We start from the raw sequence: 11,451 nt of genomic DNA on the forward strand, positions 1-11,451 counted from the left end.
CTCCACATGCTGTCAGCACGGCTTAAAAAGCTGACAACATCCATATCCCGAGGCTTTACACGGACAACATGCTTCTATGCAGACACAAAAAAGCCGAGCATCACTGCTCGGCTTTCCATTATCCAAATTATGAACAAACATTTAGAAATTTTCAGCTGCAACCTGGAAGAAACTCTTCGGGTGGTTGCAAACCGGACAAACTTCAGGAGCCGTCTTGCCAATATGAATGTGGCCGCAGTTACGACACTGCCATACACGGTCTCCATCTTTAGAGAAAACAATACCTTCTTCAATATTATTCAACAGCTTGCGATAGCGCTCTTCATGACGCTTTTCGATAGCACCTACAGAGCGGAACTTCACTGCCAATTCAGGGAAACCGTCTGCAATAGCCTGCTTTGCCATTTGCTCATACATGTCGGTCCACTCGTAGTTCTCGCCTGCAGCTGCGTCTGCAAGATTCGTAGTTGTTGTGGGAATATCACCCTCATGCAGGAACTTGAACCACAATTTTGCATGCTCTTTCTCATTGAGCGCAGTCTCTGTGAAGAGTTCTGCAATCTGCTCATAACCATCTTTCTTGGCCTTTGAAGCATAGTAAAGATACTTGGTGTGAGCCTGACTCTCGCCGGCAAAGGCATCTTTCAGATTCTGCTCGGTCTTCGTTCCCTTCAGAGCCTGTGGGTTGAATTCCTTAAACTTGTCAGCTTTCACGTGACATACCGGGCACTCTGCAGGTGCCTCTGCTCCTTCATAAATGTAACCACAAACGGTACAGATAAACTTCTTTTTCATAATGCTTTTGTATAAATATCGTTTATTATTCTGGTGCAAAGATAGAACTTACATTTTATAAAAGCAAATGATAGACTCTATAAATTGATAGAATAAAATCTATAACTTCCTGATGATGCCTTTATTCACCGCCTTTAAGAAGATACCCGAGAAGATAAATACATTTTGTTTTTTTTAATAGACACAGGAAACTAAACTTTGATAATCACGAAAAAAAGACTATCTTTGCAGGAACGAAGCATACAAAAACCAAGAAATATGACACTGCAACAATTGGAATATATCATGGCAGTCTACCGCCACAAGCACTTTGCAAAGGCAGCAGAGGCCTGCAATGTGACCCAACCGACACTAAGCTCCATGATACAGAAGCTCGAAGAAGAGTTGGGAGTGAAGATCTTCGACCGCAAGCGGCAGCCTATCCTCCCTACCCCCATCGGTCAGCACATCATTGACCAGGGGTGGGAAATCCTGCAGCATGCCAAGCAACTCAAGTCTTCGGTAGATGAAGAAAAGCATTCGTTGAGTGGCACTTTCCGTGTAGGAATTCTTCCGACTATTGCGCCCTACCTCATTCCCCGCTTCTTTCCACAGCTCATGCAGCACTATCCTGAATTGGATATCCGCATCCGTGAGATGCAGACCCACGAAATCAAGAAAGCGCTCGAGCAGGGAGATATTGACGTGGGCATATTGGCTGAGCTTGAGGGTATGGGTGAATTTGAAACCATCCACCTCTTCTATGAGCAGTTCTTCGGCTACGTGGCAAAGAATGACCCTCTATATATTAATAAGGTGATACACACGGCCGACCTCAAAGGAGAATATCTGTGGATGCTCGATGAAGGGCATTGCTTCAGAGATCAATTGGTGAAATTCTGCCAATTGAAAGAGGCTAAGCAAAGTCAGAAAGCCTATTCCTTAGGCAGTATAGAGACATTCATGCGCATTGTGGAAAACGGGAAAGGCATCACTTTCATTCCAGAATTGGCCATTTTTCAGTTGGCCGACAGTCAGAAAGAACTCGTCCGCCCCTTTGCCATCCCTATTCCTACACGTGATATCGTCATCATCAACAACAAGAATTTCGTGCGCCACACCATCCGCCAGCTGCTTATCGACTCCATCCAGAAAGCTGTTCCGGCCGACATGTTGAAACTGAAACAAATTCAACAACGCGTATAGCAGATTGCAAACTCTAAGTTTACAAAATAAGATAGCTGTCAGTATTTTTGCCGACAGCTATTATTTTATCCTAATAAATGAGGATAATTTTCAGAATTGTTTACATGATATGCAGACATATTTGTTAAATTTGCATCATAAATAAACCGACAATCTATGAAGCGACTGACCTATACCAATCTGAAAACCGGATGGAAATCGTTTGTCAACAGACTATCCTATAGACAGAAGATCATCATAACGACTTTATGCGGCATCACGTTCGGCTTGGTGGTTTTATTCATGTATCTTCTTCGCATGCACACCTACATTGTGGGGGATGACCCTGCAGCCTGCATCAACTGCCATATCATGTCGCCCTATTATGCCACATGGTCGCACTCTTCACATGGCCGTGATGTCACCTGCAACGACTGCCATGTGCCCAACAACAACATCGCTTCACACTATTTTTTCAAGGGTATGGACGGCATGAAGCACGTGGCCTACTTCGTCACTCACAGCGAACGTCAGGCTATTGAGGCCGAAGACGCTTCAGCAGAAGTCATCATGGACAATTGCATCCGCTGCCACAAACAACTCAATCAGGAATTCGTGAAGACTGGACGCATTGACTACATGATGGCCAAGCGCGGGGAGGGAAAGGCCTGCTGGGACTGTCACCGCAACGTGCCTCACATGGGAATGAACTCGCTTTCATCCACTCCGGGAGCTGAATTTGTTGAGCCTATGCCACCCGATCCCGTACCCGCTTGGCTGCAAAGAGCCTTGGGCCACAAGCCTTATGAGGGGCCGAAGCAAGGAAAATAAACATTCCTCAAACCGCATTATCCACAAGATTATCCGAATAAACTATAAAACCAAATAACTATGGCAAAACAACTTAAGAAATGGCAAGGTTGGCTGCTCTTCGGAGGAGCAATGGTTGTTGTTTTCGTCTTGGGCCTTCTCTGCTCTTCGCTTTTGGAAAGAAGAGCTGAAGTTGCCAGCATCTTCAACAATCGCCGTACGCCGATGACCGACTCTATCGTAGCACAGAATGAGAAATTTGCAGAGGACTTTCCACGTGAATACCAGTCATGGGCGATGACCGAAGATACCACTTTCGAGAGCAAATACAATGGGTCACAGGAGAAAAGCATTCTGGAGAAATGTCCTGAAATCGTTGTCATATGGGACGGTTACGCCTTCTCAAGAGACTACAATACCCCACGTGGGCACCGCCATTGCATTGAAGACCTGCGCAAAATCCTGCGCACGGGTTCTCCGGGCGTTGATGGTCAGAAGGATCTTCAACCCGGAACATGCTGGACTTGCAAGGGGCCTGACGTGCCACGGCTGATGCGTGAGAAGGGAACGAACGCATTCTATGCTGCAAAATGGAGCGACTGGGGAGGCGAAGTGATGAACACCGTGGGCTGCTCTGACTGCCATGATGCCCGGACAATGGATCTCAAACCTGCACGTCCGGCCCTCTATGAGGCTTGGGCACGCGTAGGAAAGGATGTCAAGAAAGCCAGTCACCAGGAAATGAGAAGCTTAGTCTGTGCACAATGTCACACCGAGTACTACTTCGAAAAGGAGAACGGCAACTATCTGCACTTCCCACAAGAGAAGGGACTTACCTGTGAAGCAGCCGAAGAATACTATGACAGTATCGGCTTCTATGACTATATTCACCCACTCTCTCATGCTAAAATTCTGAAAGCACAGCACCCGGGTTACGAAATGTTCAAGCAGGGCATCCACGGTCAACGCAATGTTTCCTGTGCTGATTGCCACATGCCTTACATTTCAGAAGGCGGTGTGAAATACACCGACCACCACATCATGAGTCCGCTTGCACACATCGACCGCACCTGCCAGACCTGTCACAGACAGGATGCAGAAACCCTCCGTCAGAATGTCTATGAGCGTCAGCAGAAGGTATATGACTTTGCCCTTAAGGTCAACAAAGAATTGGCCAACGCGCACATCTATGCCAAGTTTGCCTGGGACAAGGGTGCTACAGAGGCCGAAATGAAACAATGCTTGAGTGACATCCGCAAGAGTCAGTGGCGTTGGGACTATTCTTTGGCCAGCCACGGTGCAGCTTTCCACGCTCCACAAGAGGTGATGCGCCTCCTCGCCAATTCGATGATGTATGCCAAGGATGCCCAATTGCAGGCTACACGTGTGGCAGCAAAGCATGGCTTCACGGGCCAGATACCTCTCCCCGACATCTCAACGCGCGAGAAAGCAGCTAAATATGTAGGTCTTGACATGAAGACCCTGCATGCACAGAAGCAGGATTTCCTCAATACTGTCGTTCCAAAATGGATTGAAACGGCACGCAAGAACAAGCGCTTCATAACCAAACCCATGTAATGACAGACAATCAATAACACTTGAAAGGAGCATCGGAGAAACCACTTTCGATGCCCCTTTCTTCATGAACAACTATGTGGAATAAACCTTGGAACATGAAAGAAGGAACGGCTATCGTTGCAGGATTGCTGTTGGTCGGATTGCTTCTTCAATTCTCGATGGGGCCGTTAGACTGGGCCTTATTCCTCTGGCCGGCCAACGGAATAACGCTCATCGTACTTATCATTGCCCTTCTTATCTTTTATCTTCTCCGCCGACGCGTCTACTTCTTCAGCTTCATGACCACGATGCAGGCAGCAATTCCCGCTATTGCTGCGGCTGCATTGCTGACACTCGTCATGGGAGTGGCCCGACAGGTTCCTGCCGACAAACCTGCAGCCGACCTCATAGGATTGAGCAAGATGCTGAATTTCTGGCCGTTCATCCTTGTTTATTTCTGGATGACAATGCTCGTCGGAGAAATCACAATCAAACAGACTGCCCGCTTTTCATGGCGCAGACTGCCCGTCATCACAAGCCATTTAGGTCTTTTCATCGCTCTTACGTGTGCCACGTTAGGCAGTGCAGACATGCAGAGACTCAAGATGTATTGTGAAAAAGGACAACCCGAATGGCGTGGATTAGATGCCTACAACAACGTGCATGAGTTGCCGATAGCCATTCAGCTCAACCGTTTCACAATCGATGAATACCCACCCAAGCTGATGGTTATTGACAAAATGGGACGCCCCATACCCTACAAGAAACCGGAAGTGCTGCTCATCGACGATCACTTCAAGCAGGGTTCCATAGCCGGTTGGCACATTCAGGTGGACAAGAAGATTGAAGACGCTGTGCCCGCACTGTTGGCCGGCATGATCAAGAACATGCCCAAGCAGATGCAAGGCATGCTGCACATGGACTCACTCGGCATGGCCATGAAGAAAGGAGGCTACATCAAGAGCAGCATGGCAGGTTCGGCCTGTGCCATTTCCATTACGGCAACAAAAGGCAACGCAATGAAAAAAGGCTGGGTAACCTGCGGAAGCTATCAGTTTCCATTGGAGACCTTGAAGCTCGACAATGGCAAAGCACTCGTCATGGCAAGCCGTGAACCGAAGCGCTATGCCTCGGATGTGAACATCTATACCCAAGACGGAAAGAACATAATGACCGAAATCGAAGTCAACAAGCCCTATAGCATTAATGGCTGGAAAATCTATCAGCTCAGCTACAACGAGCAGATGGGCAAATGGAGCAATGTCAGTGTGTTTGAACTTGTGCGCGACCCGTGGCTCCATGCCGTCTATGTGGGTATCTATCTGTTAATCATCGGTGCAGTGGGAATGTTTCTCACAGCCGGCAAGAAAAAGGAGAAATAAACCATGACTTGGAGTTATTTTATCATTTTCGCTATCATCTCGGTCATCTGCTGGGCTGTCGGAGCCGTGGCATCATGGAAAGGAAAGAAGACCATGGCCTATACACTGACAGGTATCGGATTAGCCGTTTTCTTCACCTATATATTATGTATGTGGATAAATCTGGAGCGTCCGCCACTCCGCACCATGGGAGAGACACGGCTGTGGTATAGCTTTTTCCTGCCATTGGCAGGCCTCATCGTCTACAGCCGCTGGCATTATAAATGGATACTCCCATTCAGCTGCCTGTTGGCTACGGTGTTTGTAGGCATCAATATCCTCAAACCGGAAATCCATTCCAAGACCTTGATGCCCGCATTGCAGAGTCCTTGGTTCGCCCCTCACGTCATTGTCTACATGATGTCCTATGCCTTGCTCGGGGCAGCCATGGTAATGGCCGTTTATCTGCTGTTCGTCAAGAAGAGCGATGCCACCGAAGAAGAACTCGACATCACTGACAACCTCGTCTATGTAGGCCTGTCGTTCGTCACACTCGGTATGCTCATGGGGGCACTCTGGGCCAAGGATGCCTGGGGACACTACTGGGCCTGGGACCCGAAAGAGACCTGGGCAGCCATTACTTGGTTAGCTTATTTAGTCTATATCCACTATCGTCAGTACCGACCTTCACGCCCGAAGCCGGCCCTCATCATGCTCATCGTGTGCTTCTTCCTGCTGCAAATGTGCTGGTGGGGCATCAACTACTTGCCTTCAGCGCAGGGAGTCAGCGTGCATACCTATAACATGGATTGAGAAAACCGCCTTTTCCCCACGCAGACAAAGGCTTTTACTTTCACAGTACTGTAAAAGAATTGCTATGCCATCAGACCTTGCTGATATTTTGACAATATCCGCAAGGTCTGATGATTTTATAGGAACCAACAGAAGAATACCTTTTCCACTGCCAGCATCTACCCCACAACAGGTTTTCAATCCGCGTCAGATTACACCACAATCTGCATCAAATGGCAGGCTCATTTGCATCAGATTACACGCTGAAATGATACAAAACAGAACCCCGACAGACTGAAAAAATAACCTTTTCTCATAACATCCTGAACCACAGTTCATTTCCACCGGCAATGCTTCTCAAACAAGAATGATTTTGAATTTTCCTTTCAAAATACTTGCAAATGGGGGTCGAAATTTTGTATCTTTGTAGGTGGATAACAAATTAATAATCTTTTTCTCATGGAAAATCAACGTATGCAAAAGGGCAACATGGCTGCCCGTAACAACCGTGCCATGCAGAGTTCAGAAGTCTTTATACGTCTTGACATTTCGATGCTCAACTCTTACGACATGATGCTCGTAAGAGAAAAATATGGCATCGAGGGTTGGGGAGTTGTGGTGTTCATCATGAAATATCTCATCGAACGCCGCACAGACTGTCGTGCCCCACTCTATGCTGTGAACGAAATCGCCCGCATCTGTCACAAAAGAAAAAACAGTGTGCTGCAGCTTATCATGGAGTTTCCTTCACTCTTTGAAATTGAAGCCAACGGAAAGATATTTTTTAGTCCGTATTTACTGCAGTTTTTCGGCAATTCTTCTGCAAATGAAAAGCAAATAAATCACAGTTTAGATAAATTAACAAATGAGACACTTGATAATCAAGAAGTTAGCTTTCCTAAGAACAAGAACAAAGAACAAGAACAAATAACGACGAAAGAGAAAAAGAGAGAAAAGACCTCCCCCAGCCCCTCCCAAGGAGGGGAGTGCGACGCCGACGGGAGGAAGTTGAGGAGAGAGGAAAGTATAACGGCCATGCATTCGGCAATATCTTGTGTCACGAAACAACGGAAGACACAGAAAACGGAAGTGCGGCATCGGACCGAACAAACGGCAGCTGCCCCACCCACGCAGGCTGAAATGGGCGTGACACGCGAGCTGTTGAGCCAACTTTATCAGGACAACGAATACATGACAAGTCTCGAACGCATTGCCAATCTTGCCGTGCGGACGAACTTTGCCGTGCGCCGTAACCTGCTCTTCTGGTTCCAATACTACTGCCAATCACATGCCAAGCGAGTGAAAGACATTGCTGATGCCAAGGACTACTTAGCCAATCTGATGCGACTGGGAAGCAATACGCGTGCTCATTTCATGGCGTATCAGAACCGCATCTATGAGAGAAACTACCAAATGAAAATGCAATCACAGCGAAACGAGCAACAAAATGCAGGCAGGATAAATGCAGGCTGCTGTCAATCATAAAAAGAAAATGAAAGCAGCCTAATGTTGTTTTGGGCATATTCACTGTGAAGAAAAAAAGAAACAAAACGCTTGTAACTTGGTCAAATATATTCTATCTTTGCAAAACGACAATGATTTTCTTAACTGCACTAAGCCACATGAAACATCAAGGGAAATGCTCTGACGCGTTATCGCAGAAAGTAATGAGAAAAAACACAACGCGGGATATGGCCGCTTTACTGTTGGCACTGCTTGTTATTCTATTGGCGAGCGGATGCAACACATCGGGGGCTAAAAAGCAACAAGAAGCATCAAAAGACACGACAGCTACAGCAAAGAAAGATCTCTTGCGGTTGTATGACAAGCAAATCAGAGCCTATTATCTTAACTTGACAGAAATATCAGACGGCGGTATCCTATCCATGTCGAACAAAGCACAAGTGGAATATACCGACATTGCAGTTGAACTGATTGATGAAGCCATACGAAGGAAGGGCTATAAACCCGTGGATAACGAGACTGCCCGAAAAGCCATCATGAAATATTTCGGTGTGGATGTAACGCAAAGCAATGACATTCAAGTGACGAGAGACTTCAGAACGTATATCTTCAAGAACGGTAACGCAGCAGAACGTGCCAAACAAGAGAAAGCAATGAACAAGCATAGCTTCGAAGAACAAGGCTATTTCTGGAACAGACTCATCTATGTGCCAAATTATAACTACATTGCAACTTCCCCCACTATAGACATGGCGGTAAACATCAAGGGACTGCCTGATGAAACCATAGATGAAAGTGACAGAAAGACGATAAGGCATGGGAAACTCTATTTCAACTTCAATGACAGCATATTCTTCAACGAAAACAATTTTATCTTTCATGACAGCAAAGCAGCTTTTTCTTGGCTGAAGAAGAATGATACAGAGTTTCTTATCTATCTGTTGCGTGACTACGGATATGACAAGAACGAAGAAATCAACAAGTTGGTGATGGCCGACATGCTGAAAGGATATACGCCTGTAGGTGAGCCTTGGATGCTCGACAACACTGTTGCCTGCAAGAAAAAGACGAAGCATCCGAAAGTGGAAATCAGAGAAGGACTGCTGAAAAGCATTCTGAAACAGCCTGCAACAGAAGAAAACAAGGTGTGGGAAATTCTCTTCAATGACTATATCGACTATCTGCTGAATGAAGAAGAGCAGAAACTCCCCATGTGGATGACTGAATTCACAAAGAAAGAACGCTATAAAGTTGCAGCCTATTTGTGCTATTATCTCTATAAAATCAGCAAGAAAAATGGCTACGCAGACACCTCTCTTCTCGGGCATGCACTCTATTACAATAATGCATTCTACAAGTATATTGTTGACCAGCATTATTTTAATCTTCCTGGTTTTGAAGCACTATGCTACAAAGTATATGATGATTATGACATTGATGTAAAAATAAGAACACACCAAGACGAATGAAAAAAAGAAGCATTATCAAATACGTTTTACTTGCATTGCTATCCTTAAGTTCTGCAAGTGGCTGTAACAAGCAACATAAAAAGACAGATGGGGCGAAAGCCAACGATACCAAAGTTCATACAGAAAAGGATTTGTTGAAAGTATATGAGAAGCAAATCAGAGCCTATTATGAAGAACTTTCAGACGTGGGTATGGATGGTATTGAGGTCATGCCATGCAAAAGTCAAGTTGAATATACAGACATCGCCATTGAACTCATCTATGAAGTACTGAAGAGAACGGGCTTCAGAACGGTTGACAACGAGACAGCCCGAAAAGCAATCCTGAAATACTACGGTGTAGACATTTCTCAAAACAACACAACCTTAGCAGAACAAGGTTTTCTTACTTATATCTTTAAGAATGGAAAACCTACCGAACGAAAAAGGCAAAACATTGCAATGAATTCTGCTTTCTATGAGAAACCAAGCTATTTCTGGAATAAAATCATTTATGTTCCAAATTATAACTACATTTTTCCCCACCCTACTATTAATGAAGTTGTAGATATTAAAGGACTACCCGATATCTTCGAAGAAGACTATGATGTGAGATTGTTTAAGACGGGAAAGCTCTATTATGACCTAAGTCGCAAAGAATCATATTATGAAAATGAATTTATTTTTCATGATAACAAGAAAGCATTTGCATGGCTGAAAAACCATGAATGGGGATTTCTTACTAACCTATTACAAAAATATGGCTATGACAAAAATGAGGAGATTAATAGGTTGCTGCTTAACTGGATGATAATGGAATACGCCACTGTGGCGAAATCACACATCCTTAATGAGACCTTCGCTATCAAGAAAAAGACAAAATGGCCACATGTAGAAATCAGAGAAGGACTGCTGAAAAGCATTCTGAAGCTACCTGCAAAAACAGAAAACATCAAAATAAGTTCACTCATGAATACCTATATCAAGTATATGTTGCATGAGGACGGAGAAGATATACCTGATTGGGCAAAAGAATTTAATAGGGAAGAACGCTATAAAGTTGCAGCATACTTGTGTTATTATCAATATAGATTTTGCAAAAAGTTTGGCGTAGAAGAGACAGAACTTCTTGGACAAGCTCTCTATAATGACACAGCATTCAGAGACTATATAGCTGATGAAAACTATTTCAATCTGCAAGGATTTCAAGAACTCTGCAATAAAGTTTATGAAGAAGTTGATACCAGTGAGAAACTCAAAAAAGCTTATCATGAATAAAAAGACATCACTCTTACTTGCCTTTCTGTTCTTAATATTAGCATTAGGACACAGCCAAACAGCAGTGAAGAGTCAGGATCATTATAGTTTGGCGATAGCAGCGATAAAAACAAACAAGCTTTCGGAACTTGACGCACAGCTCAAACACATCAGCAATCTCGACTCTCTGATAGAGAGGGGTGAGGATATATCGTACACCTTGCTTGGCTATGCATGTCTTTACAATAACAAAGCGGCCATACAAAAGCTCATTGCACGAAAGGCCAGTATCAACGATGCCTATTCTGATGAGATTTATATCTACGATGCACTCAACATGGCTATCGACAAAGGGGATTATGCCTTGGCAAAATATTTCATCTCTTTGGGTGCAAAAGTAAACCAGCCCTACAACGAAGAGGGACTGTGCCCACTGGCCTTAAGCTGCATGAAGAATAATTATCCCATAGCCAACCTGCTGCTGAACCACGGGGCTAAAGCTGACGGAGTTGGTGATCTTGGTGGAGCCTATATCACCTACCCACTCATCATTGCCGTGGAAAAACGAAACAAAGCCATTGTACAACTGCTGTTGAAACATGGGGCAAAAAAGAATGTGAAAGATTCGGAAGGTTTCACACCACTTTCATTGGCACGAAAATTAGGATATACAGAAATCATAAGACTCCTGGAGAACAAAAACAAATAAAAGGCAGAAATCGTCCAAAACAAAAGAACATAAGGTGCAAAAACAGTATTTTCCATTCGCATTTTGAACGAGAGAAGAATAAAAAGGAATTTATT

The 11,451-nt window shown here is 44.7% G+C and carries 10 protein-coding genes; 9 read left to right on the forward strand and 1 reads right to left on the reverse strand.

The genetic code is table 11. From position 1 onward, the window contains the following. Nucleotides 1-141 precede the first annotated feature (141 nt). A complete protein-coding gene (rbr, locus tag EL210_RS08895) occupies nucleotides 142-795 on the reverse strand; it encodes a rubrerythrin (protein ID WP_004372594.1) in 654 nt (217 codons plus the stop codon). 258 nt (nucleotides 796-1,053) lie between these two features. Here rbr and EL210_RS08900 point away from each other — a divergent pair, with 258 nt between their 5' ends. From EL210_RS08900 to EL210_RS08940, 9 genes are all read left to right on the forward strand, one after another. Beyond that, on the forward strand, nucleotides 1,054-1,980 hold the full coding sequence (locus EL210_RS08900) for a hydrogen peroxide-inducible genes activator (protein ID WP_018919207.1): 927 nt from the start codon (nucleotides 1,054-1,056) through the stop codon (nucleotides 1,978-1,980). A 156-nt stretch (nucleotides 1,981-2,136) separates the two neighbouring features. Then, the gene (gene nrfH / locus EL210_RS08905) at nucleotides 2,137-2,790 is read left to right on the forward strand and encodes a cytochrome c nitrite reductase small subunit (protein WP_004372592.1); all 654 of its coding nucleotides are present in this window, start codon (nucleotides 2,137-2,139) and stop codon (nucleotides 2,788-2,790) included. A 60-nt stretch (nucleotides 2,791-2,850) separates the two neighbouring features. Then, nucleotides 2,851-4,347: an ammonia-forming cytochrome c nitrite reductase gene (gene nrfA, locus EL210_RS08910; RefSeq protein WP_018919208.1), complete on the forward strand. Its 1,497-nt coding sequence runs from the start codon at nucleotides 2,851-2,853 to the stop codon at nucleotides 4,345-4,347. 74 nt (nucleotides 4,348-4,421) lie between these two features. Continuing rightward, nucleotides 4,422-5,708, forward strand: coding sequence for a cytochrome c biogenesis protein ResB (locus EL210_RS08915; RefSeq protein WP_018919209.1), 1,287 nt, complete (start codon nucleotides 4,422-4,424; stop codon nucleotides 5,706-5,708). A gap of 3 nt (nucleotides 5,709-5,711) precedes the next feature. Beyond that, nucleotides 5,712-6,500 (forward strand): cytochrome c biogenesis protein CcsA, encoded by a 789-nt coding sequence (gene ccsA, locus EL210_RS08920; protein WP_018919210.1) that lies wholly within the window; start codon nucleotides 5,712-5,714, stop codon nucleotides 6,498-6,500. Nucleotides 6,501-6,938: 438 nt separating this feature from the next. Next, complete coding sequence (locus tag EL210_RS08925) at nucleotides 6,939-7,964, forward strand: DUF7833 domain-containing protein (protein WP_018919211.1); 1,026 nt, start codon at nucleotides 6,939-6,941, stop codon at nucleotides 7,962-7,964. A gap of 182 nt (nucleotides 7,965-8,146) precedes the next feature. Further along, complete coding sequence (locus EL210_RS08930) at nucleotides 8,147-9,412, forward strand: hypothetical protein (protein ID WP_018919212.1); 1,266 nt, start codon at nucleotides 8,147-8,149, stop codon at nucleotides 9,410-9,412. Then, nucleotides 9,409-10,668: a hypothetical protein gene (locus EL210_RS08935; protein ID WP_018919213.1), complete on the forward strand. Its 1,260-nt coding sequence runs from the start codon at nucleotides 9,409-9,411 to the stop codon at nucleotides 10,666-10,668. The genes EL210_RS08930 and EL210_RS08935 overlap by 4 nt, the downstream gene beginning before the upstream one ends. Further along, entirely contained in the window at nucleotides 10,661-11,356 is a 696-nt protein-coding gene (locus EL210_RS08940) for an ankyrin repeat domain-containing protein (RefSeq protein ID WP_232000308.1), read from the forward strand. The genes EL210_RS08935 and EL210_RS08940 overlap by 8 nt, the downstream gene beginning before the upstream one ends. The last annotated feature ends 95 nt before the right edge of the window (nucleotides 11,357-11,451 follow it).

The organism is Segatella oris, from assembly GCF_900637655.1.
GTDB lineage: Bacteria > Bacteroidota > Bacteroidia > Bacteroidales > Bacteroidaceae > Prevotella > Prevotella oris.

Bases quoted from the DNA above. Each gene is read 5' to 3' on its own strand.
- nrfA (WP_018919208.1), top strand. From the start codon at position 2,851: ATGGCAAAACAACTTAAGAAATGGCAAGGTTGGCTGCTCTTCGGAGGA.
- EL210_RS08925 (WP_018919211.1), top strand. From the start codon at position 6,939: ATGGAAAATCAACGTATGCAAAAGGGCAACATGGCTGCCCGTAACAAC.
- ccsA (WP_018919210.1), top strand. From the start codon at position 5,712: ATGACTTGGAGTTATTTTATCATTTTCGCTATCATCTCGGTCATCTGC.
- EL210_RS08935 (WP_018919213.1), top strand. From the start codon at position 9,409: ATGAAAAAAAGAAGCATTATCAAATACGTTTTACTTGCATTGCTATCC.
- EL210_RS08900 (WP_018919207.1), top strand. From the start codon at position 1,054: ATGACACTGCAACAATTGGAATATATCATGGCAGTCTACCGCCACAAG.
- EL210_RS08930 (WP_018919212.1), top strand. From the start codon at position 8,147: ATGAGAAAAAACACAACGCGGGATATGGCCGCTTTACTGTTGGCACTG.
- nrfH (WP_004372592.1), top strand. From the start codon at position 2,137: ATGAAGCGACTGACCTATACCAATCTGAAAACCGGATGGAAATCGTTT.
- EL210_RS08915 (WP_018919209.1), top strand. From the start codon at position 4,422: ATGTGGAATAAACCTTGGAACATGAAAGAAGGAACGGCTATCGTTGCA.
- rbr (WP_004372594.1), bottom strand. From the start codon at position 795: ATGAAAAAGAAGTTTATCTGTACCGTTTGTGGTTACATTTATGAAGGA.
- EL210_RS08940 (WP_232000308.1), top strand. From the start codon at position 10,661: ATGAATAAAAAGACATCACTCTTACTTGCCTTTCTGTTCTTAATATTA.